Origin of the sequence: Microbacterium sp. C448 (genome assembly GCF_000582705.2) — a bacterium.
GTDB lineage: Bacteria > Actinomycetota > Actinomycetes > Actinomycetales > Microbacteriaceae > Microbacterium > Microbacterium lacus_A.
Map to the genome: position 1 here is coordinate 73,432 of NZ_HG779672.1, position 25,965 is coordinate 99,396.

Annotated in this window: 21 protein-coding genes and 1 pseudogene; 11 read left to right on the forward strand and 11 right to left on the reverse strand. The window is 67.2% G+C overall.

The features are described 5' to 3' along the window. Positions 1 to 68: 68 nt before the first annotated feature. Both MIC448_RS08160 and MIC448_RS08165 read left to right on the forward strand, forming a co-directional pair. Entirely contained in the window at positions 69 to 1,934 is a 1,866-nt protein-coding gene (locus tag MIC448_RS08160) for an ABC transporter ATP-binding protein (protein WP_081766274.1), read from the forward strand. Positions 1,935 to 1,960: 26 nt separating this feature from the next. Further along, positions 1,961 to 2,755 (forward strand): energy-coupling factor transporter transmembrane protein EcfT, encoded by a 795-nt coding sequence (locus MIC448_RS08165; RefSeq protein WP_036298182.1) that lies wholly within the window; start codon positions 1,961 to 1,963, stop codon positions 2,753 to 2,755. Between the two features lie 65 nt (positions 2,756 to 2,820). On the opposite strand, the gene MIC448_RS08170 is transcribed toward MIC448_RS08165, so the two are convergent. Continuing rightward, complete coding sequence (locus tag MIC448_RS08170) at positions 2,821 to 3,804, reverse strand: M15 family metallopeptidase (RefSeq protein ID WP_051513403.1); 984 nt, start codon at positions 3,802 to 3,804, stop codon at positions 2,821 to 2,823. A gap of 87 nt (positions 3,805 to 3,891) precedes the next feature. On the opposite strand from MIC448_RS08170, the gene MIC448_RS08175 reads away from it, so the two are divergent. Then, positions 3,892 to 6,042, forward strand: coding sequence for an intein-containing Rv2578c family radical SAM protein (locus tag MIC448_RS08175; RefSeq protein ID WP_199484423.1), 2,151 nt, complete (start codon positions 3,892 to 3,894; stop codon positions 6,040 to 6,042). Between the two features lie 164 nt (positions 6,043 to 6,206). Here MIC448_RS08175 and MIC448_RS08180 read toward each other — a convergent pair whose 3' ends face one another. Then, on the reverse strand, positions 6,207 to 8,444 hold the full coding sequence (locus MIC448_RS08180) for a DEAD/DEAH box helicase (protein WP_036298111.1): 2,238 nt from the start codon (positions 8,442 to 8,444) through the stop codon (positions 6,207 to 6,209). A gap of 347 nt (positions 8,445 to 8,791) precedes the next feature. Between MIC448_RS08180 and MIC448_RS08185 the strand changes: the two genes are divergently transcribed. Together MIC448_RS08185 and MIC448_RS16390 are read left to right on the forward strand one after the other, a co-directional pair. Further along, positions 8,792 to 9,733 (forward strand): aldose 1-epimerase family protein, encoded by a 942-nt coding sequence (locus MIC448_RS08185; RefSeq protein WP_306342105.1) that lies wholly within the window; start codon positions 8,792 to 8,794, stop codon positions 9,731 to 9,733. A gap of 618 nt (positions 9,734 to 10,351) precedes the next feature. Continuing rightward, a pseudogene (locus MIC448_RS16390) lies at positions 10,352 to 10,873 on the forward strand (DUF998 domain-containing protein); the annotation flags it as partial. A 145-nt stretch (positions 10,874 to 11,018) separates the two neighbouring features. On the opposite strand, the gene MIC448_RS08190 reads toward MIC448_RS16390, so the two are convergent. Both MIC448_RS08190 and MIC448_RS08195 read right to left on the reverse strand, forming a co-directional pair. After that, complete coding sequence (locus tag MIC448_RS08190) at positions 11,019 to 14,267, reverse strand: efflux RND transporter permease subunit (RefSeq protein WP_081766275.1); 3,249 nt, start codon at positions 14,265 to 14,267, stop codon at positions 11,019 to 11,021. A 95-nt stretch (positions 14,268 to 14,362) separates the two neighbouring features. Then, the gene (locus MIC448_RS08195; protein ID WP_243419929.1) at positions 14,363 to 15,337 is read right to left on the reverse strand and encodes a DNA topoisomerase IB; all 975 of its coding nucleotides are present in this window, start codon (positions 15,335 to 15,337) and stop codon (positions 14,363 to 14,365) included. A 371-nt stretch (positions 15,338 to 15,708) separates the two neighbouring features. Between MIC448_RS08195 and MIC448_RS08200 the strand changes: the two genes are divergently transcribed. Continuing rightward, complete coding sequence (locus MIC448_RS08200; protein WP_181003470.1) at positions 15,709 to 15,873, forward strand: hypothetical protein; 165 nt, start codon at positions 15,709 to 15,711, stop codon at positions 15,871 to 15,873. A gap of 99 nt (positions 15,874 to 15,972) precedes the next feature. On the opposite strand, the gene MIC448_RS08205 is transcribed toward MIC448_RS08200, so the two are convergent. Beyond that, positions 15,973 to 16,740: a MerR family transcriptional regulator gene (locus MIC448_RS08205; RefSeq protein WP_036298113.1), complete on the reverse strand. Its 768-nt coding sequence runs from the start codon at positions 16,738 to 16,740 to the stop codon at positions 15,973 to 15,975. 170 nt (positions 16,741 to 16,910) lie between these two features. Between MIC448_RS08205 and MIC448_RS08210 the strand changes: the two genes are divergently transcribed. Together MIC448_RS08210 and MIC448_RS08215 are read left to right on the forward strand one after the other, a co-directional pair. Continuing rightward, positions 16,911 to 17,792, forward strand: a complete 882-nt coding sequence (locus tag MIC448_RS08210) for a DUF4097 family beta strand repeat-containing protein (protein WP_036298192.1) — start codon at positions 16,911 to 16,913, stop codon at positions 17,790 to 17,792. Then, positions 17,789 to 18,397 (forward strand): PadR family transcriptional regulator, encoded by a 609-nt coding sequence (locus tag MIC448_RS08215; protein WP_036298114.1) that lies wholly within the window; start codon positions 17,789 to 17,791, stop codon positions 18,395 to 18,397. Before MIC448_RS08210 ends, MIC448_RS08215 begins: the two co-directional genes overlap by 4 nt. 72 nt (positions 18,398 to 18,469) lie before the next feature. Here the strand turns inward: MIC448_RS08215 and MIC448_RS08220 are convergent, their stop codons facing one another. Continuing rightward, complete coding sequence (locus MIC448_RS08220) at positions 18,470 to 19,021, reverse strand: universal stress protein (RefSeq protein ID WP_036298115.1); 552 nt, start codon at positions 19,019 to 19,021, stop codon at positions 18,470 to 18,472. A 148-nt stretch (positions 19,022 to 19,169) separates the two neighbouring features. Between MIC448_RS08220 and MIC448_RS08225 the strand changes: the two genes are divergently transcribed. Further along, positions 19,170 to 19,334, forward strand: coding sequence for a DUF3073 domain-containing protein (locus MIC448_RS08225; RefSeq protein ID WP_081766276.1), 165 nt, complete (start codon positions 19,170 to 19,172; stop codon positions 19,332 to 19,334). A gap of 152 nt (positions 19,335 to 19,486) precedes the next feature. Here the strand turns inward: MIC448_RS08225 and MIC448_RS08230 are convergent, their stop codons facing one another. The 4 genes from MIC448_RS08230 to purM form a co-directional block, all read right to left on the reverse strand. Beyond that, positions 19,487 to 20,353, reverse strand: coding sequence for an ABC transporter permease (locus MIC448_RS08230; protein WP_036298116.1), 867 nt, complete (start codon positions 20,351 to 20,353; stop codon positions 19,487 to 19,489). Further along, the gene (locus MIC448_RS08235) at positions 20,350 to 21,327 is read right to left on the reverse strand and encodes a daunorubicin resistance protein DrrA family ABC transporter ATP-binding protein (RefSeq protein ID WP_036298118.1); all 978 of its coding nucleotides are present in this window, start codon (positions 21,325 to 21,327) and stop codon (positions 20,350 to 20,352) included. Before MIC448_RS08235 ends, MIC448_RS08230 begins: the two co-directional genes overlap by 4 nt. Positions 21,328 to 21,438: 111 nt before the next feature. Further along, on the reverse strand, positions 21,439 to 22,899 hold the full coding sequence (gene purF / locus MIC448_RS08240; RefSeq protein WP_036298120.1) for an amidophosphoribosyltransferase: 1,461 nt from the start codon (positions 22,897 to 22,899) through the stop codon (positions 21,439 to 21,441). A 5-nt stretch (positions 22,900 to 22,904) separates the two neighbouring features. Next, a complete protein-coding gene (gene purM / locus MIC448_RS08245) occupies positions 22,905 to 24,047 on the reverse strand; it encodes a phosphoribosylformylglycinamidine cyclo-ligase (protein ID WP_199484424.1) in 1,143 nt (380 codons plus the stop codon). A 97-nt stretch (positions 24,048 to 24,144) separates the two neighbouring features. Between purM and MIC448_RS08250 the strand changes: the two genes are divergently transcribed. Further along, the gene (locus tag MIC448_RS08250; protein ID WP_243419930.1) at positions 24,145 to 24,612 is read left to right on the forward strand and encodes a zinc-binding alcohol dehydrogenase; all 468 of its coding nucleotides are present in this window, start codon (positions 24,145 to 24,147) and stop codon (positions 24,610 to 24,612) included. A 6-nt stretch (positions 24,613 to 24,618) separates the two neighbouring features. After that, positions 24,619 to 24,753, forward strand: coding sequence for a hypothetical protein (locus MIC448_RS16570; RefSeq protein WP_279380982.1), 135 nt, complete (start codon positions 24,619 to 24,621; stop codon positions 24,751 to 24,753). Between the two features lie 8 nt (positions 24,754 to 24,761). Here MIC448_RS16570 and MIC448_RS08255 read toward each other — a convergent pair whose 3' ends face one another. Continuing rightward, positions 24,762 to 25,964: an HNH endonuclease signature motif containing protein gene (locus MIC448_RS08255; protein WP_081766277.1), complete on the reverse strand. Its 1,203-nt coding sequence runs from the start codon at positions 25,962 to 25,964 to the stop codon at positions 24,762 to 24,764. Between the last annotated feature and the right edge of the window lies 1 nt (position 25,965).

Sequence of the window (25,965 nt, forward strand, 5' to 3'; positions counted from 1 at the left end):
GTAAGGCTCAGCTAAATTGGGATGAGAACCAGGGTGCCTGGTTCTCTGGGTTTCCACCCGAGGCTTCTGTGACCGCTTCCCCCGACTTCTCGTCCGCACCTCGCCGCGCGGGCGTTTCGGCGACCGTGACGCACCTTGCCGTGCGGTATCCCGACGCGGCGAGCGCGGCACCGGACGGTGTCTCGTTCTCGGTCGGACCAGGCGAGGTGGTGCTGATCCTCGGGCCGAGCGGCTCGGGCAAGTCGACCCTCGCGCTCAGCTTGAACGGCCTCATCCCCCACGCGATCCCCGCCGACATCAGCGGCAGCGTGCTGATCGACGGCCGTGACACCACCCAAGCGACGGTCGCCGAGCTGAGCCCGAGCGTGGCGATGGTGTTCCAGGACCCGGACGCTCAGATCGTCACGTCCACCGTCTTCGACGAGGTGGCGTTCGGCCCCGAGAATCTCGCGCTCCCCGTGCCCGAGGTCCTGTCCCGGGCCGAGGCATCCCTCCGTCGCGTCGGCCTCTGGGAGCGACGCGACGACAACCCTGACCGACTGTCGGGCGGTGGTCGTCAGCGCCTCGCGATCGCGACCGCCCTCGCGATGGGATCGGGCCTGCTGGTGCTGGATGAGCCCACGGCCAACCTCGACCCACAGGGCATCGACGACGTCGCGGCTGCGCTGACCGATGTCGTGGCGGCGGGTGAACGCTCGGTCGTGTTGGTCGAGCACAACCTCGACGTGATGGTCGAGCTCGTCACGCGCGTGCTCGTGCTCGACGCGAACGGGCGCCTCGTGGCCGATGGAACCACGGATGCCGTGCTCCGCGGGCGCGCCGCCGAGCTGAGTGCGCTCGGGGTGTGGCTGCCGGTGTCGGCGCTCGCCGCGCTGCGGCTCCGCGCTGCGGGGTATGCGCTCGATCCGCTCCCCCTCACCGCCGCCGAACTGCGTGCCGCGCTCGAGACAGCGGCTCAACCGGCAGCGGGCGGTGCGGACACGGTGAGGACGGATGCTTCGACCGCTGTGCCACGCACGTCCAGCCCTACACCCGCTCCCGTGACGGCACCCGCACCCGCCGAGCCGATCATTCGCGTCCGCGATCTGACCGTCCGTCGCGGCCGCACCCCGGTGCTGCACGGCATCGACCTCGACGTCCGCGCGGGCGAGTTCCTCGCCGTCGTGGGCCCGAACGGAGCGGGCAAGACGACACTCGTTCAAGCGATCGCGGGTGTCGTGCCGCCGCCGCGTGGCCGGGTGGTCGTCGACGGGATCGACCCGGGCCGCGCGGATGTTGCGGCGCTGACGGCGCGGATCGGCTTCGTCTTCCAGAATCCCGAGCACCAGTTCGTCACGAACAGCGTCTTCGACGAGTTGGCGCAGGGTCTCCGCCTGCGCGGCGCAAACGAGGCAGAGATTCAGACGCGGGTCGCGGACATGCTCGAGCGCTTCGGGCTGACCGGGCGCGAAGCATCCCATCCCTTCCTGCTGTCCGGTGGACAGAAGCGGCGCCTGTCTGTGGGCACGGCGTTGATCGCCGGCGCACCGGTGCTGGCGCTCGACGAACCGACGTTCGGCCAGGATCGCGCGCGCGCCGACGAGCTGCTCGGGATTCTCGCCGAGCTCAACGCGCAGGGCACGACCGTCATCGTGGTGACGCACGACATGCAGCTGGTGACCGAGTACGCCACACACACCGCGGTGATCGTCGAGGGGCGCCTGCTTGCGCACGCTCCGACCGCGGACATCTTCGCGGACGACCAGCTGCTCCGCGCAGCGGGGCTCCGTCGACCGCCGTTGGCATCCGCGCTGGCGGAGCTGTCGATGCATCCCGAGATCTCGGGAATCGTCCGACTGGCGGATCTTCCGGGGACTCCCTCGGCGGATTCGGGCCGGCTCGGTGGAACAGAGGCGCAGAGAGCGCCCGAATCGACCGAGGGGGCTGCGCGGTGATCGATGCGACGCCGGGGCCGACCCTTGTGCGCCCCGAGAGCCACGAAGCCGAACCGCGCTGGCGCTTGCTGTACGCCCTGAATCCGCTCGCCAAGATCGCCGCTCCCGTGCCGGCGATGCTCGCGCTGCTCGCCGTGCGGGACCTGCCGACCCCGGCCGCTTTCCTCGTGCTTGCATACGCCGTCATCCTCCTGGGCGCCCGCCTCTCGGCCAGGACGCTCGTGATACTGCTGCTCGCCGTGCCCGCTTTCCTGCTGCTGATCGGTATCGGATTTTCTCTGTGGACGGATGCCTCGCGCATCTCGCACGACGTCGTGATCCTGCAGCTCGGCTCCTGGACCCTCTACGGCGAGGCGCTCGAGATCGGTTTCGCGACCGCACTGAGGCTTGGAGCGATTCTGGTGCTCGCGCTGATCGGGGGGCTGACCACGACGGGGCCCGACCTGACCCGCTCGATGATCCAGCAACTGCGAGTTCCGTATCGCGTCGGATACACGGCGCTCGCGGCGTTCCGTTTCGTGCCGCGCTTCGGGCACGAGCTCGAGGTGATCCGTGCCGCACATCGGGTCCGCGGCGCCACGTACGGCCGCGGGCCCATCGCCGCGGTGAGGCGACGGATCGGGTACGTCGTGCCGCTGCTCGCCGGCGCCATTCGGCACGCCGAGCGCGTCGCCCTCTCGATGGACGCGCGCGCGTTCGGCGCCTACCCGCATCGAACCGAGCGGTACCGGATCCCGTTCCGGGCGCGGGACTTCGTGTTCATCGCGCTGTTCTGGATCGTCAGCGCCGCGATCTTCCTCGCCTTCCGCCCGTGGGCCTGACACCGGGCACGGGTGACGCTCGGCGGCGGGATATCTGCGGATCTCCGATGACGATCGACGTCGACTCAGTCGAGATAGCCGGGCGCCGCGGACAGGCCGAAGAACTCCTCGAGCGTGCGGAATCCGCCTGCGTGGTACTCGGCGGCCAGCTCGGGGCCGATGTAGCGCAGGTGCCAGGCTTCGGGGTCGTACCCGGTGATGGGGGTTTGGCCGTCTTCGTAGCGGATGATCCAGCCGAACTCCCAGCTGTGCTCCACAACCCACTGGTAGGTCGTTGTCGTTCCGAACTGCTCCGACGACGAGCATCCGGGCGTGCATCCGAAAACGTCCATCGCGATACCCGACTGGTGCTCGCTGTAGCCCGGGCGCGCAGCGAGTCGCTCACCGGCCTCCTTGCCGAGTGATGCCACGCGATCGTTGTGGATGCGCTGCTGCACGGAGTAGCCCCGATATCCGTTCTGCATGCCGATCTGCCCCGTGCCGGCTGCGATGGATGCCTCGGACATCGCGGTGACCGTCGGCGCGATGTCCGTCCGCACGGCGGCGAGGTTGCCCAGCGGCACACCCCCGGGCGCAACCCAATCGGACGGCGCGAAATCGATCGGTTCCATCGGCATCGTCTTGTTCACGACGAACCACACATGCGAGGGGTCACGCAGGTCGATGCACGGTGCAATGCCGCGGATGACGGCCTGTCGAAGCCCTTCGCCCCCACCAGCCGCGGCGATCACGGCCGGATCGTCCCCGGCCGCGATCCCCGCCTGAACTTCGGGCCGATCACAGAACGCTCCCTCGGCAACGGGAGCCTCGGAGAGGGTGGGCGCGGGGATGGCAGTCGCGCTCGGCGGGGGTGGCGCGGGTGAGGTCGTCGCCGCTGCGGGGCTCAGATCGGCGCGAGGCGCGGCGAGCGCTCCGCCGATGCCTGCGACTGCCGCGACTGCGAGAGCGACGCCGATCGACGCCGCGGCAAGCCTGCGTACGCCGCGGTGCGGCGGTGCCGCATTCCGTGCCGCACGCCGGGATTCGGGTGACCCGGTCGCGGAGGTCATCCATTCATTCTGTCCGATGACTCTGGGCGCTCGCCTTCCCGCGCCGCGCGGGTTGACGGATACTTCGGTTTTATGTTCGAATATAGGATGCGCTGGCGAGGACAACAACTCGGAGTTGCGGACGAATCCGCGCTACCGGGGCTGGAACGAATGGACGGACTCGTCCGTTCCGTGACGACGCCCGAATTCGCCGGCATCACCTTTCACGAGGTGCTCGCGAAATCCGCGCTCAATCACGTGCCCGGGGCGTCGTCGATGCCGTTCGACTGGACGATCAATCCGTACCGAGGATGCAGTCATGCCTGCTCCTACTGCCTCGACCCGGACACCCTGATCTTGCTGGCGGATGGGCGTCAGCGACGCCTCGGTGATCTTCGTGTCGGCGATCGCATTGTGGGAACCGAGCGCTCGGGAAACTACCGGCGCTACGTTGAGACAACTGTCCGCGCAAAGTGGTCAACGCACAAGCGCGCGTACCGCGTCACCCTTGCGGACGGTACCCAGATCATCGCCAGCGGCGACCATCGGTTCCTCAGCGACCGGGGCTGGAAGCACGTCACAGGGACGATGTCGGGATCCGAACAGCGACCCTTTCTGACGACGAACAACCGGCTCCAAGGGTTCGGGCTCGGCGGAGCGGCGAACCCTGACCTCCTCCTGGACACAGATTTTCGCCGGGGCTACCTCGCCGGAATGATCCGTGGAGACGGAATGATCTTCCGCGGAACCTACGTCGACGCGAAACGTACGCGCGAAGTCAACCGTTTTCGTCTCGCTCTCGCAGATACGGAAGCGCTCGAGCGGACTCGCGCGTTCCTTCTCGCAGAGGGCATCGAGACCCTGCTACGCCCATTCACACCCGCCACAACCACCCGCCGACAGATGACCGCGATTCACACGGCGCGACGGGAAGCGGTTGCGCACATCGAGGAACTCATCCTCGACCCCGCCGATCCGAGTAGCGGCTGGCGGGCGGGATTCCTGTCCGGCGTTTTCGATGCGGAGGGATCCTGTTCGCGCGGGGTCTTCCGTATCAGCAACAGCGATCCGCGCATCATCCGGACGATCATGGAGTCTCTGGCGCATTATGCATTCAGTGCGGTTGTCGAGCCGGAACACGCGAACGGTGTCCGGAACGTCCGTCTTCTGGGAGGCCTGCCCGCGCGGCAACGATTCTTCCAACTGGCGCGTCCCGCTATAACCCGCAAACTGGCAATGCTCGGCACCGCGGTGAAGACCGCGTCCGATCTGCGCGTGGTCGGTGTTGAGAACCTCGGCTACGACATCGACATGGTGGACATCACAACGGGGACGGGTGACTTCATCGCCAACGGTGTGGTCAGCCACAACTGCTTTGCTCGCGGCACGCACGAGTACCTCGATCTCGACGCGGGCGCTGATTTCGATTCGCAGATCGTCGTGAAGACCAACGTCGCCGAGGTGCTGCGCCGCGAGCTGCGTGCGGGGTCCTGGCAGCACGAACACGTCGCCCTGGGCACCAACACCGACCCGTACCAGCGCGCCGAGGGACGGTATGCGCTCATGCCCTCGATCATCGAGGCTCTCGCCGAATCGGGCACCCCCCTGTCGATCCTGACGAAGGGCACGCTGATCCGACGCGATCTCGGCGTACTCGCAGCAGCCCGCGAGCACGTGCCCATCGATCTCGCGTTCTCGATCGCGGTGTTCGACGATGCCCTGCAGCACTCGATCGAGCCCGGAACACCCACGGCAACCGCTCGGCTCGAGGCCGTGCGCGCCGCCACAGTCGCGGGGTTCGGGGTGACGGTGTTCATGATGCCCGTCATGCCGCACTTGACCGACTCCATTCCCGCGCTCGACGACGCACTCGCGCGCATCAAGGAGGCCGGCGCGGTGCGCGTCGTCTACGGCGCGCTGCACCTGCGCCCGGGCGTGAAGCCCTGGTTCATGCAGTGGCTCGAGCGGGAGCATCCGGAACTCGTTTCGTCGTACCGCGGGCTGTATCCGGGCGCGACGGCCAACGCACCGAAGGGCTATCGGCAGTGGCTGTGGAAACGTGTGCGACCCCTGATCCAGGCGCACCGACTCGACGGGCGCGCCGAAGAGGAGCAGACGATGCGGGCGCGCGGTCCTGGTCCGGTGATCACCACGCGCTCCGCCGGCGCACGCCTCACGGGCGGCCCGGCATGGGCACCCCGTCGCGACTCCAAGCCCTCGGGCCCGCGCTTCGACGTGTCCCCACCGACCCTGTTCTGACTCCGAACGTCTGCGAAACACCCCATGTGCGACGAAACACCCCCGGGCACCGGGTGTTTCGTCGCAGAACAGGTGTTTCGAGTGAACACGTAGCTGAGCGCGGCGGGCGGGCACGCGAAAGGGCGCCCCGGATGTCCCGGGGCGCCCTTCCGGCGATGTGCTGGTTACGCGGTCAGCTCGGCGGCGGTCGTGCCGCCCGCGAGCTCATCGATCACGTCGTCGCCGGGAGCTGCATCCTGGAACGGTGCGACGATCTCGGCGCGCTCGAGCATCTCGGTCATCTTGCGACGACGCTGGCGCGTGATCAGCGTGACGACGCGACCCTGCTTGCCGGCGCGGCCGGTACGGCCCGAACGGTGCAGGTACGTCTTGTACTCGTCGGGAGCGTCGGCCTGGATGATCAGGTCGATGTCGTCAACGTGGATGCCGCGGGCCGCGACATCCGTCGCCACGAGCACGTTCACCCGACCGGACGTCAGGCGCTCGAGGTTGCGTGTGCGCTTCTGCTGGTTGAGGTCGCCGTGCAGGGCGACGGCGGGGATGCCCTCGTCGGCGAACTGCTCGGCGAGCATCTCGGCGAACGCACGGGTGCGGGCGAAGACGAGAGTCTTGCCGTCACGGTCGACCAGGCGGCTGAGGATCTCGGCCTTGTTGCGGTGGTCGATCACGAGCACACGGTGCTCGATCGTGCTGGAGGCCTGGTCTTCACCGGCAACCTCGTGCACGGCCGGCTCGACGAGGAACTCGTCGACGAGCGCCGAGACCTCGCGGTCGAGCGTCGCCGAGAACAGCAGCTTCTGCGAGCCGTCCGCGGTCTCGCGGAGGATCCGCTGCACGGGCTCGAGGAATCCGAGCTCGCACATGTGGTCGGCCTCGTCGATGATCGCGACCTGAACCTCGCTGAGGTCGAGACGACCTTGGTTGATGAGGTCTTCGATGCGACCGGGGGTGCCGATGATGATGTCGACGCCCTTCTTGAGCGCACCGACCTGCCGCGCCTGGGGCACGCCACCGTAGATCTGGGTCGTGAACAGGCCGACGCTGCGAGCGATCGGCTGGATCGTCCGGTCGATCTGCAGCGCGAGCTCGCGCGTCGGGGCGAGGATGAGCGCCTTCGGCTTGCGGCCGAACTCGCGTCGCTGACCAGCCTGGCCGCGCAGCACGTTCTCGACCATCGGAGCGCCGAAGGCGATCGTCTTGCCGGAACCGGTGCGGCCACGTGCGAGCATGTCGCGTCCCGCGATGATCTCGGGGATCGTCGCGGCCTGGATCGCGAACGGAGCCGCGGCACCCAGGTCGGCGAGCGCGCGAACGATGTTGTCGCCGAGGCCCAGGTCACCGAAGCTCACGCCGTCGACGTCCGTCGCCTGGATCGCTTCGGCCTGCAGACGCTCGTGCACGACATCGACGTGCTGCTCGTGCGACGCGGTGCGCTCGGGCTTCTTCGACCAGTCGGAGCGGCCGGCGGATGCGCCGCTACGGTCATCGCGACGGGGACGGTCGCTGTTGTACTCGCGCTTCGGGCGGTCGTCGAACGAACGGGCCGGTCGCACGTCGAACGAACGCTTGGGACGGTCGTCGAACGAACGCGCAGGTCGCTCGCTATAGGTGCGCGCGGGGCGGTCGTTGTTGTACTCACGACGGGCGGGACGCTCCGCACCGTCACGCGACGGGCGGTTGTCGAACGAACGAGCGGGACGCTCAGCGAACGAACGCGCAGGACGCTCGTCGCGGCCGCGAGCGGGACGGTCGTCGAACGAACGCTTGGGACGGTCGTCGAACGAACGCGCAGGGCGCTCGTCGAAGGACCTCTTCGGGCGGTCGTCGAACGAACGCGCCGGACGCTCACCATTGGTGCGAGCCGGACGGTCGTTGTTGTACTCACGACGCACAGGGCGCTCCGCACCCTCACGGGACGGGCGGTTGTCGAACGAACGAGCGGGACGCTCACCGTACGTGCGGGCCGGACGGTCGTTGTTGTACTCGCGCCGGGCGGGACGCTCCGCGCCATCGCGCGAGGGACGATTGTCGAAGGAGCGAGCGGGACGCTCGTCGAACGAACGCGCGGGGCGCTCGTCGCGGCGCTCGTCGCGACCGCGCACCGGACGGTCGTCGAACGACCGTGCGGGACGATCGCCGTGGGCATGAGTGCGGATACCGCGGGCTTCTTCGCGGCCGGCGCGCTGTGCCGAGGTCCAGCGGGCCTTGGGAGCGCCCGACTCTTCGGACGAGGCCCCGGCGCGGAACCCGCGGTGACCGGCGCTGCGGCTACCCGGCTTCTGTGAACGAGCCTCGGTCGCCGTACCCTGACGCTTGCGGTCCTGATAGGGGGTCTTCTCGCCGCGGCGCGGTTCGAAGTTCTTCGCGGGTCGGCCGCCGGCCGGCTTCTTGTTCTTGGGCATGGTGATGTCCTTCTGGGTTGTCTCATGTGAGAACAGCACTCCACTGAACGCACCGAAGTACGCCGCACAGATCTGCGTCTGATCGCGGTAGGAGTTACCCGGACTCTCGTCGGCCGGGGGCCATTCAACGTGATGGTCGCCGGGGCGGATTCGCCCCCACCATCGGCCCCTTGGACTCACAAACCCATCCACGCAAACGCGCAGTGTCCAGAGCCGACCGGCCAACACTACCGCACCGCGGTTCCACAGTCTGGGAGAACGCCGGAGTCTACGCGAGAAAGCATGCGGCCGCCGTTCAATAACATGAGCACGTTCGGCCTGGCGGCCGGTCGAAGGGGGACGCATCCGTGACATTCGCTTCACAGGGACACGATGTGCGGCGCGGACCGACGGGTGAGCAGTTCGTCCTGCGCAACGATGACGGCGGAGTCGGCGCGCAGATCACCCAGGTCGGCGCTGCGCTCCGTGCCCTGACCGTCGGGGGCGTCGAACTCGTTCCGCCCTACCCGGCAGATGCGCCCTCGCCCGCAGCATCCGGAGTCGTCCTCGTACCGTGGCCGAACCGGGTTCGCGACGGCGCATGGACGCAGGATGGCAAGACCCGTCGACTCGCGATAACCGAACCCGCCCTCAATAACGCGTCGCACGGCCTGCTGCGCTTCACCGCCTACACCGCGACCGACGTCGCGTCGGATCGGGTGACCCTGGCAGCCGACGTTTATCCGCAGACGGGCTACCCCTTTCATCTGGCCACCCGTGTGACCTATGCCCTGACGGACACGGGTGTGGCCATCACGCACGAGGTCGAGAACGTGGGGGCGGATGTGGCGCCCGTCGCCGTCGGAACGCACCCCTACCTGATGATCGGTGGCGTACCCACCCGCGATCTGGTTCTGCGCTCGTCCGGCACGCACCGCTTCGTTGTGGATCAGCAGCTCATCCCGACCGACGAGGTGCCGGTCAGTCCCGGAAACGATCTGCGCGAGGGACGGCGTCTGGGCGACATCACTCTCGACACGGCGTATTCGGGGCTCCGACGTGACGCGGACGGGCTCATCCGTCATTCGCTCACGGCCCCCGACGGGCGTTCGCTCGTCCTCTGGCAGGGTGCTGGCTTCGAATTCGCGCAGATCTTCACGACCGACCGATACCCGGGCCAGTCGCTCGCGGTCGCGATCGAGCCGATGACCGCACCGGCGGACGCCCTCAACTCGGGTCGTGGCCTGCGCCGGCTCGCGCCGAACGAGAAGTGGACACTCGAATGGGGCGTTGAACTGACAAGTTCATGAGATGTCTCTCATATTGGGATGCTCGGGGCAGAATATGGCCCATAACGACCTGAGTCGGAAACTATAGCGGGCTATAATCCTCGCAATAGCCACGCTTCCCGACACCCCCCGAAAGGTCTGGACGTGACACCCCCCGGTCTCGTCACACCCTCCGTCAACTTCGCCCCGTCCAATTTGCGCCCCTGGCGCGCCCTCCGCGCATCGATACTCGCGGTCGGCGCCACGGTGCTTGCTCTCGGTGCGACCCCTGGCGACCCCACCGTACCCCTCTGGGGCCACTGGTCGGTGGGCATGTTGGCCGCGTTCGCGGCGGCGACCACGAGTGGAATCCTTGCATATCGGGCATACACGCGGCGCACCGAGCTGTCGGTGGCGAACGGCCACGACGATCGACACTGGAGCCACCGGATCGATGCGGTCTCGACCGGTTTTGCGCAGGCCCTCATCTCGGGTCTTCTCGTCGCCCTGACGTTCATCATCCTGAACGGTCTGACCGGGGGCGCCCACGTCACCGCGTTGCAGGCGACGGTTGCGGCGGGCATCAGCATCGCCATCGTGTCGCTCATCGCCACGCTGGCGGCATCACGCAATGAGACCATCCACGCGGTCGGAATGCTGATGTCGCTCACGGTCCTCGGATCGCTGACGTCGATCCTCACCACTCCCGACCCGAACTGGTGGCAGCTGCACTTCAGCCAGCTGGGGACGTTCCACGTGTTCTCGGGATACATGTTCAACGGCACGCTGATCGCAACGGGAACGCTGATCGTCGCGTTCTCGTTCCGGGTCCGCCGTGTGCTGATCAACGCCCGGCGGCAGGGACGCCTGCGAAGCGTCCGCGCACCTCGCATCTTCGCGATCCTCGTGGCCTGCGTCGGCGCGAATATGGCGATGGTCGGATTCATCCCGGTGAATCAGCAGCAGTTCCTGCACGATCGTGCCGCCACGGGCATGACGCTGTCGTTCGCTGCGCTCCTGATCCTCACTCCGTGGCTGCTCCGGGGGCTCCCCCCGCGCATTGCACGGGCAACCGGCGCGATCGCCGTCGTGCTCGTGATCGGCGCCACCGTTTTCATCTTCGGTATCATCAACCTCGCCGCCTTCGAGATCGTGGCATTCGGCCTGATGTTCAGCTGGATCGGTGTCTTCGCGACCTGCGTCGAGACGCGCCATGCGCCGCGGGCAGCGGCTACCCAGGCGGAATCGGCTCCCGAGTCCGCGCGTACTTCAGCACCGGCGCCGCGCCGCGACGTGGCCTCGGGTCGCCCGCGCCGCCCGGTCGTCGTCAGCCGTCGTGCTCGCCGCGGCGCACCCGACGGGTCTGCTGCACGGGCGCTGCCGCCGGATACCCGCCGAGCAACGATGAGCTCGCTTCGGCCGTCTCGAGTGTCGAGCGTCCGTCGTCCGGCTCGCGGGGGTCCGTCCCGCGGGGGCCCGACCCCGACGATGCGGGTCCGCCCCGTCGCGCGACGCGCCGTTCTTTAGCCCCCTCGACCAGGTTGTAGAGGGTCGGCAGGACGAGCAGCGTCAGCACGGTCGACGAGACGAGTCCGCCGATCACCACGATGGCGAGCGGCTGCGAGATGAATCCGCCGTGTCCCGTGATGCCCAGGGCCAGGGGCAGAAGCGCGAAGATCGTCGCGAGCGCGGTCATCAGGATGGGACGGAGGCGACGCGCGGAACCCGCGATGGTCGCCTCGTAGGCGCTCAGCCCCTTCTCGCGATACTGGTTGACCAGGTCGACGAGCACGATGGCGTTGGTCACCACGATCCCGATCAGCATGAGCACACCGATAAGGGACGCTACCCCGAGCGGTACGCCGGTCAGGATCTGCAGCAGGATCGCTCCCGTCGCCGCAAACGGCACGGACACCAGCAGGAGCAGCGGCTGGCGGAGGGACTTGAACGTCGCGACCATGATGATGTAGACGATCAAGATCGCGGCGAGCAGAGCAAGACCCAGCTGCGAGAACGAGTCCTGCTGCTGCGAAATCACCCCGCCCACCTCGGCGTCGGCGCCCACGGGCAGTTCGATGTCGGCCAGGGCTTCGTTGACCGACGCCGACGCGGCGTTCAGGTCATCGGTCGAGGGAGTGACGGTGACCGTCGCGGTGCGCTGCCCGCGCTGCGTCGTGATCGACGTGGGTCCATCCGTCTCGTCGACCGTGGCGATTTCGTCGAGACGCACCGGTCCGGCCGCGGTCGGCACCTCGAGCGCACGCAGCTCATCGAGCGTGGCGGGCGAAGCGGATGCCGCAAGGTACACGGTCAACGCGGTGTCGTTGATCTCGATCGACCCGATCGACTGGGGCTGCATGGCGCCGGAAACGAGCGCTCCCACGGCCACTTCAGACAGTCCGCGGGCCGCAGCGGCGTCACGGTCGACCACGACGGCGATGTACGGCAGTGATGCCGACAGGTTGCTCGTCACCTGACCGATACCATCGCGGCCGTCGAGGGCGGTGACGACGTCGGCCGTCGCCTCTTCGAGCGTCGCCCGGTCGGGGGCGCTGACGTCGATCTCGACGTCGCTCGACCCGAAGCCTCCGCCTGACCCGGCGACCGCGATGTCTCCCGCACCCTCGAGGTCCGACAGCGTCGACTGGACGCGCTCACGCAGCTCGACCTGATCGACATCCGAATCCGTGGTGATCGAGTACGTGATCCCGGCGCTGCCACCCGAAAAAGCGTCACGGAGCGCCGATCCGCTCGATCCGATCGACACCTGGACGGTCTCGATGCCGTCGATCGCCAGAAGCGCCTCTTCGACCTGCACGGCCGCGGCATCCTCACTGTCGAGGCTCGCTGCGGGGCCCAGGTTCTGCGTGACAGTGAAGGTGTTCTGTCCGGAGTCGCCGAGGAAGTTGGTCTTCATGAACGGAGCTGCCGCGGCGGTGCCGCCGAGGACCACCAGCGCCAGCAGCAGCGTGACCCACGAGTGCTTCAGCGTCCACGAAAGGATCGGCAGGTACGACTTCTGCAGGCGCGTGTGCGGTGCGGTCGGAGACTCGGGATCGACCGCGACCCCGTCGGCATCGAGCAGCGCTTTACCCGGGCGCAGGAACCAGTACGCCAGGACGGGCACGATCGTCAGGGCGACGAACAGCGAAGCGAGCATCGCGATCGTGACTGTGAGGGCGAACGGGCGGAAGAGCTCGCCCGTGACATCGCCGACGAACACGATCGGCAGGAACACCGCGACGCTCGTCAGGGTCGAGGCCGTGATGGCCGCCGCGACCTCGCGGACCGCCAGCAGGATCGATGCGGTCTTGTCCGCGTCGCCCACATAATGCCGCTTGATGTTCTCGATGACGACGATCGAGTCGTCGACCACACGCCCGATCGCGATCGTCAAAGCACCCAGGGTGAGGATATTCAGCGAATAGCCGAAGGCCTGGATGCCGATGAACGTGATGAGCACGCTCGTCGGAATCGAGATCGCGGTCACGAGCGTCGAGCGCACCGACAGCAGGAACACCAGGATCACCAGGACGGCGAACACCAGCCCCAGCAGGCCCTCCTGCGCGAGAGATTCGATGGATTGCTGAATGTACGGTGCCTGGTCGAACACGACCGTGAAGATGGGTCCACCCAGGCTCTGCTCGATCTCCGGCAGCAGCGCGAGCACGCCACGCGAGACGTCGACCGTGTTCGCCGCGGGCAGCTTCGTGATCGCGATAGTCAGCGCCGGCTCACCATCGACGCGTGAGATCGAGGTCACCGGATCGGTGTCTTCCGCCACGGTGGCGACATCGCCGATCGTCAGCGTCTCGGAACCGAACTGGTCGGCACTCGTGGGCACTAATGGCAGCGCGGCGAGCTCGTCGACCGTGGTGATCTTGACGCCGGTTTGAACCGTGAGCGTTTGATCCGCCTCCGTGATCTCACCGCCGGGAAACAGCACGCCGTTCTGATCGAGGGCGTCCCGGATGGCCTGCTGTGTGAACCCGGCGGCAGCGAGCGACGCCATGTCCGGCGTGATGGTGATCCTCTGACCGATTCCCCCGACGATCTGCGCGGCGTTCACGCCGTCGACATCCTCGAGGTCGGGGATCACACTCTGTTCGAGCTGAGCCTGAACCGACAGCGAGTCATCGAAGCCGGTGACCGCCAGTTGGATGACGGGGAAGTCGTCGAAGCTGGCGGCGATGACGTTCGGTTCGATCGATTCCGGAAGTTGCGCATCGATGCGGTTGATCGCCTGGGTGATCTTCTGCTCGGCCGTGGCCAGGTTCGTGCCGTAGGTGAACGATACCGAGATGATCGAGGCATTGGTGGTGCTCGTTGCGACCGTCGACTCGAGCCCCTCGATGCCCTGAATGGCTGTTTCGATCGGCGTCGAGACATCCGTGTTCACGACCTCGGGCGAGGCGCCGGGGTATGCGGTGACGATGGCGAGTTGGGGGAACTCGATCGACGGGATGAGCTCTTGTTTGAGGCTGGTCAACGCCAGGCCGCCGAACACCGCGGCCACGATCGTGATGAGGGCGATGAGCGCGCGGTTCTTCAGGCTCAGGATGGCGAGATTCGACACGGTCGGCCTTCGGGGAGAAGTGGCGGACACCGAGCGGGAGTCCGGAGATCGATACGCGAACGTATCGAGATCAGTATCTCATCCGCCGCGGGCACCTAGCCGGTGAGCAGCTCCCGAATGGCCGTCTCTGGTGCCACCTGCAGATCCAGCAGACGGCCCTTCTCATACGCGCGGAAAACACGCGGATCGATATAGCTTCCGCGTGCGACCGCGGGGGTGTTGCCCAGCGCCTCCGCCGTCGCCCGAACCGCGAGCTGCTCGGCACGTTTCCGGTCGGTTTTCGTGTCGACCGGACCGATCCGCGCAAGTGCTTCGGCGGCCAGGATCGTTCCGCGGAGCGTGCGGAAATCCTTGGCTGTGAACGATCCCCCGGTCAGGGCACGCACGTGGGCGTTGACGTCGCGCGGGGTGAGTGCGATTCGCCGTCTTCCCTGCGCGTACGCCAGCAATGGGGACCGCGGCCGTCCGACGTTGAGCTCGCTGATGACCGCCGCGAGATCGGCGTCGTCCACGTCGATGAGGGCCTGCTTGCCGCTCTTCGCGGGAAACGACAGCGTGACGACAGTGCCCTCGACCGTCGCATCCTTTCGGATCAGTGTGGTGAGCCCCCTGCTGCCGTTCGCCTTCATGTAGCGGGCGGAACCCACCCGGGGAGCCGCCTGGTCGAGCAGCCGGAAGGCCGCACCGAGCACGCGCTCACGATCGAGCGCATCGCGTCGCAGGGCCGTCGTCACGCGAGCCCTCGCGCGCGGAATGACCTCTGCCAGTTGCAGAGCCCGCGCGAACTTCCCGCGATCACGTGTCGAGCTCCAGGCCGAGTGGTAGAGGTACTGGCGCCGACCAGCATCGTCCGTGCCGACGGCTTGGATGTGTCCGCGCGCATCACGGGCAATCCACACATCTCGCCATGCGGGGGGGATGACCAGCGCGTCGATGCGCGCGATGTCGCGCGCGTCGGCGGGCCTGCCCCGATGATCGGCGTAGCGGAATCCGGAACCGGAGCGGATGCGTCGCAGTCCCGGATCATGAAGCGGTTGCACGCGCACGAGCCGACGCGCATTGGCGCTCACTACTCGTCCGTTCGCCACCGACCGCACTCCCCACCCCGCCGATCGCACACCGCGACCCAGACCCTGATCGAGACAGCCGAAACCGCTCCAACGGAAACATAGCCCCTACGCGAGTGCGGAAACGGGGACTTGACACGGAGGTCTCGTCACCGCGCAGGTGCCGAGACCTGGCACCTGCGCCCCGCGCTTCCCCGCTCATCCGACACTCCGCCTCGCGGCTACCACCGTTCGCGAGGGCTCGTCAAGCCCCTCGCACGCCACCCGACTTGCCCCTAGCGTCTTCACAGTGCCACCCGCACCTCGTCCGCATGTGTCCGCCGTTCAGAAGCCCGGCGCACGTCCGATCGGACAAAACACAAAGGAGTATCACCATGAACCTCGCAGCCCTCATCATCATCATCATCGCGGTCGTCCTCGCCATCACCGGCGGCATCTGGTCTGCAGCCAACTGGCTGATCTGGGTCGCCATCGTCCTGGCCGTCATCGCACTGATCATGTTCCTGCTCCGACTCATCACGGGTCGCAGCAAGGTCTAGCCTGTCCGGCCGCGCGCGTTTCGGGTGCGTGCGTCGGCCTTCCCCCGCGGATGCCGCGGTCCAGCTTTCGCGCTGGACCGCGGCATTCGTTCTTTTCGGCTACAGCTCGCGCTCCGCATAGGCGTGCAACGCAGCGCGGACGAACTCCGCCCCCGCGCTGCCACCGGCCGCGGTGGCGTAGTTCGCCCCGAACCGCGGGTCGGCAACGTACATGTCGCCGAGGCCCGTGACGTATGCCCGCATGTTGGCACCGGACGGGGTGCCGGGAACGCTGGCCAGCCACCGGACGTGTCGTTCGGCGAGCGCCAGTGCGGAGGGCGAGTCGGACTCAACACCGCTCTCGGCGGCGGCGATCCAGGCGCGCGCCAATTCCGCGGCGCGCTGTTGCCACCCGATCTTCTCGTCGGCGGACATCCCGCGCCACCACGCATCACTGCGCGCGTACGCGTTGGCGCCCCAGCGGGTCTCGACCTCGTCGCGATACGCCGTGTGGTCGAATCCATCGAACATCGTGTTCATCATCATCTCCTCACCTCCTCTCAATGCGGTGATCGTGTTCTCGACGGCGGCGATCTGCCGCGTCAGTCTGTCGCGCTCCGCCTGAAGCGCCGCCACGTGCTCCTCCAGCGCGTCTGCAGGGGCTGTGCCCTCCGTGTGGTCGAGGATCCGGGCGACACCAGGCAAACCGACTCCGAGGCGGCGCAGCACCAGAATTCGCTGCAGCCGGAGCAGACCGGCGCTGTCGTAGATCCGCTGTCCGCCCGAGGCGACACGGACCGGATGCAGCAGCCCTACAGCCTCGTAGTGTCGCAGCGCACGGCTGGTCGTTCCGGCGCTTCTGGCCACCTCTTGAATGGACCATTCCATCTGTCTGCCCCCTTCGCCGACTCACGCTAGGGGTTGACGCCGCGTCAATGTCAACCTGAACGCTCGCCACACGCACCATTACATGTGGCGGACAACTCTGGGCAGACACGATATATCGTGTTATTCTCGAACTCACGATATATCGCGTGTTCGAACGCAAGGAGCGTGCCATGACATTGGAAAAGTGGATCATCCACCCCGGCGAATCGCGCGTGATCGACATCGAGTCCGTCAGCAAACTCAAGGTCGGTCTCGTCGGCGGTCAGATCGACGTGATCGCCCACGACGAACCCGGCATTCGCATCGAGGTCCACGCGGTCACCATCAAGGACCTGCGCATCGAGGCGACCGGCGACACGATCGAGATCGATCACCCGCAGCTGCGATGGGACAACTTCCTCGAGGTCTTCCGCAACTTCGGTGCCGGAGGGCCCAAGGCCGAGATCAGCGTCGCCGTACCGCGCAAGATCGCGCTCAACCTGGGTGTCGTCTCGGCGAGCGCTCTCGTCGCCGGCCTCGAGAGCGACGTGCGACTGAACACGGTTTCAGGCGACATCATCGTCGACGGGCTCACGGGCGACCTGCAGGTGAACGCCGTCTCGGGTGACGTGCAGGCGCACGAGCTCGTGGGTGCACTGAGCGCCAACAGCGTCTCGGGCGATGTGGCCGTGACGGGCACAATCCGGAAAGCCACCGTCGACACCGTCTCGGGCAGCGTCATGCTGGACACCGCTGGGCCCATCCATCAGATCGGTGTCAACACCGTCAACGGCAACGCCACGGTGCGCCTCGATCAGTCTTTGGCGGCCAACTACGTCGCGCGGAGCGTCAGCGGTCGCGCGCAGGTCGACGGCGTTGTGCGCTCCGGCTCCGGTCCGACGAACTTCACCGGCTCGACGGGAGAACTGAGCGGGTCGTTCGCAGACATCCGCACCAACACGGTGTCGGGTGACGTGACCGTGCTTCGCCGGTCGGTCAGCGAATCTGCTCCGGCCGTCGATGAGGCCGCTGCGGACCACGACCACGATGTCGATGTCGAGGACGCACGATGAGTCCCGTCTTCTCGCACGGCGATCTCCGCCTGTACCTGCTCAACCTGCTCGACGAGGCACCGCGCCACGGTTACGACATCATCCAGGCGCTCTCCGATCGTACCGGCGGCACGTACACGCCGAGCGCCGGAACGGTCTATCCGCGCCTCGCTAAGCTCGAAGAGGAAGGCCTCGTCACCAAGAGCGTCGATGGCCGCAAGACCGTCTACGAGATCACGGCGGCTGGACGCGCCGAGGTGGCATCGCGTGCGGGCGATCTCGAGGGCATCGAGGCGGGGCTGACCGATTCGGTCCGCCTGATCGCCGACGAGGTGCGCGGAAGCGTGCGTGAGGCGATGAAGAGCCTGCGCGCCGACCTAGCCGCATCGGCCCGCGAAGAGCGCGATTCGGACGCACCGTCCTCCCCCTCGGATGACCCGCGCGGGCGCAGCCGCGAACAACTCCACCGAGCCGACGCGATCGTGAACGACTTCCGCGGGCGCCTCCGCGCAGAGCTGCGGACGCACGTGGCGCGTGGTCGGGTCCTCGAGTCGGGTGTGATCGACGACCTCGCGGCGTCGGTCGAGGGCGCTCTCAGGGACTTGCGATCGGCGCTCGGCCGCTGATCCGATCGGGAACTGACTGGGCGCTCGACCAACCCGGCGAGCAAGTGGGGCGGCCTCAGCGCCGCCCCACTCTCACTCCTGGGGCCAGAGGTCCTCGTCGTCCGCCGCTGCCGTGCCGAGCGGCACGACCAGGACCGGGCGATGCTGACGATGAGCCAAGCGCGCGGCTACCGACCCGGTGAAGAACTCGCGGATCGATTCGCCGATACCGCGGTCGCGTGTGCCCACGACGAGAAGTTTGGCGTCGAGACGCTCGGCGAAGTTCTTCAGGGCGATAGCGGGATCACCGACGAGCTGACGCAACTCCCACGCGACACCCTTCGCGTCGAGCGCGTCGTGCGCGGCCTGCCTCACGGCATCGAGCTCGGCCGTTCCCGGCGTGATGTCGATATCGATCGGGGCGGAGTGCACGTAGCCATCCGGGTCTTCGTACGTCACGAAGCGCGTCATGTCGACGTGCACGATCACCAGCGGAGCGTGCATGAGACGGGCAAAGTGCGCACCCTCGCGCAGCACCCGAGCGGATTGGCCGGGCACCGCGGCGACAATGACCGCGCCGTGAAGCGGAGCGTCGCGCTCCCCGTCGCTGTCACCGTTCGAGGAATTCGGGTTGATGGCGGTCATCGCTGCTCCCTCACGGTGGCGGCGCCCCCGGCTTGCCCGTGTGCGCCCGTGCTATTCTGAATGCTACTCTTACCGGCCTCGAGCCGGTCTCGTGAATGCATCGGGCACCTCAGACATGCCCGCAGCTCTAGTCGTGAGGGGGTCTCGCATGGGTCGTGGCCGTCAGAAGGCGAAACACACCAAGATCGCTCGCGAGCTCAAGTCTTACAGCCCGTCGGTCAACTACACCGCGCTCGAACGCGAGCTCGGGCACACGAACGACGACCTGTACGTCGACAAGTGGGCGGACGAGTACGAGGACGAGAAGGCCTAGCCCTTCGTTCTCATCCTGCGTGCGTGCACAACGTCGCAGATTCCAGCGGACGACCACTGGCGGACCGCGAAAACCAGAGCAATCCGGCCTGACCGAAGCCGGGTCGGCGACGGTGTGCCCGGCGCCCCGGATCGGCGGGACGTCGCGCGCGGTCAGCGATTGAGCGACGCGAACTTTCGGACCGACAGCGGCACGAAGACGATGAGCATGACCGCTGCGAATGCGACCACGTAGAGCACCGGGTGCTGCAACGGCCACGCATCCGCTGTCTCCGATCCCTCCGGCACGTTGCCGAACAGCACGCGTGCCGCCTGTACGAGCGCGGATACGGGGTTCCATTCCGCAAAGACGCGGAGCGGGCCCGGCAGGTTCTCGCTCGGGACGAACGCGTTCGAGATGAACGTGAGCGGAAAGAGAATGAGGAAAGACGCGTTGTTGATGATCTCGGGGCTGCGGACCGAGAGCCCGAGGAAGCTCATCACCCACGAGAACGCGTACGAGAACAGGATGAGCAGGCCGACCCCTGCGAGGAAGCTGACGACCGACGACTCGACACGCCAGCCGACCAGCAGACCGGTCAGCATCATCACGATCAGCGACAGCACGTTGATCACGAGGTCGCCGACCGTGCGTCCGATGAGCACCGCCGCTCCGTTCATCGGGAGCGTCCGGAATCGGTCGATGATGCCGTCCTTCAGGTCCTGCGCCATCGCTGATCCGGAGTAGGTCGAGCCGAAAACGATCGTCTGCGCGAAGATGCCCGCCATCAGGAACGACGTGTAGCTCTCGCCAGGGATGTCGATCGACGACCCGAAGACGAACGTGAACAGCAGCACGAACATGATCGGCTGGATGAGGGTGAACACCAGGATGTCGGGAACGCGCACGATCTTCTTGATGTTGCGCCACGTCGCGACGTAGCCGTCGGAGAAGAAGCGGCTGAGCGCCGTGCCGGGGATGGGCTGAAGCGAGCCGCCCGAGACCGGCGTGGTGCCGCGTGCCGTTTCGGAGGTCGTCATGCTGCCGTCTCCTCGGTTTTGGTGCCTTCGGCGGCGTGTCCGGTGAGCTGGAGGAACACGTCGTCGAGGGTCGGGCGTCGCATTCCCGCGTCGTGGAGTTCGATGCCGGCCGAGGCGACATCGGCCATGATCCTGCCGAGGGCATCCGCCCCGTCCGCAACGGGAACGACGAGGGTGCGCCCACCATCGGACACCACCGAGCCGGTCCCGTAGCGCTGCAGGACCTGCTCGACCGCGGGCGCATCCGCTTCCTGCACGAAACTGATCGCCACCCGCTGTCCCCCGACCGACGACTTGAGCTGGTCGGCCGTGCCTTCGGCGATGACCCGACCGGTGTCGATGATCGAGATGGAATCGGCGAGCCGGTCCGCCTCTTCCAGGTACTGGGTCGTCAGCAACACCGTCGTTCCGCCGGCGACGAGCGACTCGATCACGTCCCACAGCGCGAGCCTGCTCCGCGGGTCGAGTCCGGTCGTCGGTTCATCCAGAAACAACACGGGCGGATTGATCACGAGCGCGCCGGCCAGGTCGATCCGCCGCCTCATGCCGCCCGAGAATCCTTTGACGGGACGATTCTGGGCATCGACCAGGTCGAACAGTTCGATGAGTTCGCGCGCCCGCTGTGACGCTCGCTTGCGACCGAGGTGATAGAGCAGCCCGACCATCAGCAGGTTCTCGAAGCCGGTGAGATTCTCGTCGACCGCCGCGTACTGTCCGCTGGCCCCGCTCATTCGGCGGACGCCCTGCGGGTCGGCGAGGACGTCGATGCCGTTGATGCGCGCGGCACCCGAGTCCGGTCGGATCAGGGTTGTCAGGACCTTGACGGTGGTCGTCTTGCCCGCTCCGTTGGGTCCGAGCAGCGCAGTGACCGTGCCCTCGGGCACTGTGAGGTTCAAGCCGTCGAGTGCCCGTACCTCGGGGGCACCCTTCGGCTGGTACGTCTTGACGAGATCACTCGCCTCGATGAACGCCATGCGCGCGAGCGTACTCCGGGACGCCGACATCGAGGTAGCCGCGGTGTTTCGACTTCGCGAAGACCGGCACTGAGCAGGGAAACGAGTCGAAGTGTCGCGGGCGACCGGCGGTCAGGAGGTCTGTGAACCCTCGACCCACGCCAGGTACTCGTCCGACACCGTGCCCGTGACGTAGCGGCCATCGAAGCAGCTCATGTCGAGGTCGGTGACATCGGACCCCTCGAGGATCGCCGCCTTCAGGTCGTCGACCTCCTGGTACACGAGGTAATCGCAACCGAGTTCTTCGGCGATCTCGGGAATCGTCCGTCCGTGCGCGACGAGTTCCTGACGCGACGGCATGTTGATGCCATAGACGTGCGGGTACCGGACGGGCGGGGCGGCGGAGGCGAACGTGACCGTTTTGGCCCCGGCATCCCGTGCCATCTGGATGATCTGCTGGCTTGTCGTACCGCGCACGATCGAGTCGTCGATCAGCAGCACGTTCTTGCCCTTGAATTCGCTCGACATGGCGTTGAGCTTCTGCCGCACGCTCTTCCGGCGCACAGCCTGTCCCGGCATGATGAACGTCCGCCCGACGTAGCGGTTCTTGTAGAAGCCCTCGCGGTACTCGATGCCGAGTTTGCGGGCGACCTGCATGGCGGCGGGGCGCGACGAATCGGGGATCGGCATGACGACGTCGATCGTCCCGGTCGGGGTGTACTTGGCGATCGTGTCGGCGAGGCGATCGCCCATGCGCAACCGCGCCTCGTACACGGAGATGCCATTCATGATCGAGTCGGGACGAGCGAGGTAGACGTACTCGAACGAGCACGGAGCCAGCTGTGTGTCCGCCGCGCACTGACGCGTGTGCAGATGCCCCTCGAGGTCGATGAAGACGGCCTCGCCCGGCATGACGTCGCGGACGACGTCGTAGTCGCCGTTCTCGAGGACGAGGGACTCGGAGGCGACCATCCATTCGTAGCCGCCGGCCTCCGTCTTGCGCGTGCCGAGAATCAGGGGACGGATGCCGAAGGGATCACGGAACGCGAGCAGCCCGTGACCCGCGATCAGCGCGATCGTGGCGTACGACCCCTCGACGCGTTCGTGCACGCGAGAGACGGCCTGGAAGATCTGGTCGGGGTCGAGGTCGAGCCCCGAGATCGACGCCTGCAGCTCGTTCGCCAGAACGTTGACCAGCAGCTCGGTGTCGGAGCTGGTGTTGAGGTGGCGACGATCCTTCGAGAACAGCTCTTCCGTAAGCTCGCGCGTGTTCGTCAGGTTGCCGTTGTGCACCAGGACGATGCCATATGGGGCGTTGACATAGAAGGGCTGTGCCTCTTCTTCGTTGCCCGCAGTGCCCTTCGTCGCGTAGCGCACGTGACCGAGCCCGATCGTGCCGAGCAGGGCACGCATATCGCGAGTACGAAAGGCCTCTCGCACCTGTCCGCGCGCCTTCGCAATGTGGAAGATGCCGTTCGGCTCTGCGGTGGCGATGCCCGTCGAGTCCTGGCCGCGGTGCTGAAGAAGCAGCAGGGAGTCATAGATGTCCTGGTTGACCGACCCCTGGCCGACCATTCCGACGATGCCGCACATGGGGTTTAGTTCGCTCCATCCGCGTAGGAACCGACGAGCCGAACGGCGCCGCCGTCGACCCCCTTCGCTCCCTGTTCGAAATCTCCCTCGGGCAGCGCGTCGTCGCGCACAACACCCACGGGCCAGGCCGCGATACCGTCGCGACCGAGAGCCGCGATCGCGGCGTCGGCCTGATCGGCGGCGACGACCGCGAGGAATCCGATGCCCAGGTTCCAGGTGCCCTCGGTCTGCTCGAGCGAGATGCGACCCGCGTCGGCGAGCACGCGGAAGACGGGCGGCGGCGACCAGGTGGCACGGTCGACATCAACCCAGGTTCCCTGCGGAAGCACCCGCGCGAGGTTGGCCGCGATGCCACCGCCCGTGACGTGACTGAGGGCGTGGACCCCCGCGCCGGGGCGCAGCTCGTCGACGAGTCGGAGGAGCGGGGTCGTGTAGAGGCGGGTCGGCTCGAGGAGCGCTTCGCCCCAGGATGTCGCGGATCCGGATGTCCCGACCGTGAGTTCGTCGGCACGGTCGGTGTAGGCGATCCCCCGATCCGTGATGATGCGGCGGACGAGCGAGAAACCATTCGAGTGCAGTCCACTCGACGCCAGGGCCAGCACGACGTCGCCCGCGACGATGCGCTCGTGCCCGAGGACGTCCGCCGCCTCGACGACGCCCGTCGCCGCGCCCGCGATGTCGTAGTCGTCGTCGGCCAGCAGACCCGGGTGCTCGGCGGTCTCGCCACCCACGAGCGCCGTGCCCGTTTCGGCGCAACCGCGAGCGATGCCCGCGACGATATCGGCGATGCGGGTCGGCACCACCTTGCCGCACGCGATGTAGTCGGTCATGAACAGCGGGCGAGCCCCCACCACCACGATGTCGTCGACGACCATACCCACGAGGTCGATGCCGACGGTGTCGTGCTTGTCGATGGCCCGGGCGATCGCGATCTTGGTGCCCACACCATCCGTGCTCGTCGCGAGAAGCGGGTGATCGAAGTCGCGAAGAGCCCGCGCGTCGAACAGACCCGCGAAGCCGCCGACGCCCCCGAGGACTTCGGGACCGTGCGTTGCGCGCACCGCTGACTTCATAAGTTCTACGGCGAGATCGCCTGCCGCGGTGTCTACTCCGGCGGCGGCGTATGGATTGAGCGAGGCTGAGGCCACCCGCACAGCCTACCGGCCCGTCCGGGGCGTCGGATTCGGTCGCCCGGACCTGCAGCAGCGGTCGATGGGCGGAGGGGCTGCGACCTACAATGACGGCATGCCCAGCGCCGCAGGTCCGGAGTGGGTGATCCGCGAGGATGCGAACGTCGCGGTCATCCTGGCACTTGCGCTGCGCCAGCTCGTAGGAGTTCGCTGGCCGGACGAGCTGCCGCCCCTGCGCGGACTGCCCTCGAACGACATCGAACGCGACGAGGAGGAGCAGTCTCGACTCGAGCGACAGTGGCGCGAATACTGGGCGATGACCGTCGAGCCGCAGGCTCACCCCGCTTCGGGCCCCCTCGACCTGGTCGACGGGTTTGAAACCTACGTTGCACTCCCCGTCGACGGGTTCGACGACCTGCGGGCGGCGATCGCGCCCCACACGAGTGCCGTCGACTTCGCTCGCGCGGCACACGAGCGTCATGCCGGCGACGCGCTCGGACGGTCGGGCGTTTCGTACCGCGCCTACGCGGGCGCCATCGCCCAGCACGAACGCGAGGTCGGGCGGCGCGCACATGCTTTCTAGCTCAACGTGCAGGTTCTTCCGCTCACCCAACGCGGGGTCTGGTGGATCGGGTCGCTCACGATCGCCGTGACAGACGGACTGCGCAGCGACGTCGTCGCTTTCGACGCCGCGATCCACCCGATCATCGCCGAACTCGCGTAAACGCTGCCTCAGAACGGCGGCGGATCCGTGGTCGGGACGAAGTGGATGGCCGAGGGTGGTTTGTCGATATAGACGTGCCCGCCGGGTGAGGTCCATTCGAGGATTCCGCCGCCGAGTTGGCGGACGGTCCAGGCGGTTTCGCCTTTCAGCGTGTGGTGTCGTTTGCAGAGGCAGGCGAGGTTGCAGACGGAGGTTTCACCGCCGAGGGCGTAGTCGAGGGTGTGGTCACGGTCGCAACGATGCGCGGGTTGCCGGCATCCGGGGAATCGGCAGTGTTGATCCCGGGCACGCAGGAACCGTTTCATGTCCGCCGACGGGGTGTACCGGTCGACGGCGAGCACGCACCCGGTGATCGGGTCGGCGAGCACCCGGTCCCAGCCGGTCGCGTGCCCCGCAAGCTGCCGGGCGGTGGCGGGATCGATCGGACAGCGGCCGACCAGTTCGGCGGGCTCGTCCGTCACCCCCGCCAACGCGAGAGCAGGAACCGTGACATTCACGATCCCGCGAATCGCCCCGAGACCCCCGAACCCGTCCGAGAACCCGGCACCCGTTTCCACGGTCGGGGTTGTCGTAAGCAGCATGTCCGCCACCAGGTCTGCGCGGATCTGATCCAACGTTCGCGAGTCGGTCGGGTCGGCGTTCTTCAACGCCTGAGCTTGTCGGGTGATCCGGTCGTGCATCGCGTGCGCCAACACGGCGGGTTGGGTGGAGATGAATTCCGCCATGCCGTCGCCGATGTCCCGCACGCACGCGCCCCGTGACGCCCGAGCCTCCTTGTGACGCTCCGCAAGCGGACGCGGCTGCAACGACTCCGCGAGACGCGCCAACGATGCCCCGAGCCGCCCCGGCGTGGTCTCCTCAGCCCGGAGCAGCGCTTCGGCCTCGAACACCGCCCGCGCCTCAGGATCGGTGAGGGGCGTGCCGTGTTCCATGATCACCGCAACATGGCCGCCCGCGATCCGTCCCTCATCCCACGCCTCGAACGTGGCCGGGAACGACTCCGCCAACACCGCGGCGTCGTTCATCCGGCGCTGCACCGTGCGGTCGGACATGTTCGCCGCAGTAGCCATTTCCGCGGCCAAAGAACGGAACGGCAGTTCCGCTTCACGCGAGGAGGGGGAGGCCAGTTCCGCGACCCGCTGCATTCCCTCCGCAGCTGCCTCCGCGAACACGCGAGCCAAGGCGGCCTGCCCCTGCTCGGCTACACGCACC

Excerpts from the sequence above, each read along its gene's own strand:
- MIC448_RS08170 (WP_051513403.1), bottom strand. The coding sequence starts at position 3,804 with ATGACCTCCGCGACCGGGTCACCCGAATCCCGGCGTGCGGCACGGAAT.
- MIC448_RS08175 (WP_199484423.1), top strand. The coding sequence starts at position 3,892 with ATGCGCTGGCGAGGACAACAACTCGGAGTTGCGGACGAATCCGCGCTA.
- MIC448_RS08180 (WP_036298111.1), bottom strand. The coding sequence starts at position 8,444 with ATGCCCAAGAACAAGAAGCCGGCCGGCGGCCGACCCGCGAAGAACTTC.
- MIC448_RS08200 (WP_181003470.1), top strand. The coding sequence starts at position 15,709 with ATGAACCTCGCAGCCCTCATCATCATCATCATCGCGGTCGTCCTCGCC.
- MIC448_RS08205 (WP_036298113.1), bottom strand. The coding sequence starts at position 16,740 with ATGGAATGGTCCATTCAAGAGGTGGCCAGAAGCGCCGGAACGACCAGC.
- MIC448_RS08210 (WP_036298192.1), top strand. The coding sequence starts at position 16,911 with ATGACATTGGAAAAGTGGATCATCCACCCCGGCGAATCGCGCGTGATC.
- MIC448_RS08215 (WP_036298114.1), top strand. The coding sequence starts at position 17,789 with ATGAGTCCCGTCTTCTCGCACGGCGATCTCCGCCTGTACCTGCTCAAC.
- MIC448_RS08220 (WP_036298115.1), bottom strand. The coding sequence starts at position 19,021 with ATGACCGCCATCAACCCGAATTCCTCGAACGGTGACAGCGACGGGGAG.
- MIC448_RS08225 (WP_081766276.1), top strand. The coding sequence starts at position 19,170 with ATGGGTCGTGGCCGTCAGAAGGCGAAACACACCAAGATCGCTCGCGAG.
- MIC448_RS08230 (WP_036298116.1), bottom strand. The coding sequence starts at position 20,353 with ATGACGACCTCCGAAACGGCACGCGGCACCACGCCGGTCTCGGGCGGC.
- MIC448_RS08235 (WP_036298118.1), bottom strand. The coding sequence starts at position 21,327 with ATGGCGTTCATCGAGGCGAGTGATCTCGTCAAGACGTACCAGCCGAAG.
- purF (WP_036298120.1), bottom strand. The coding sequence starts at position 22,899 with ATGTGCGGCATCGTCGGAATGGTCGGCCAGGGGTCGGTCAACCAGGAC.
- MIC448_RS08250 (WP_243419930.1), top strand. The coding sequence starts at position 24,145 with ATGCCCAGCGCCGCAGGTCCGGAGTGGGTGATCCGCGAGGATGCGAAC.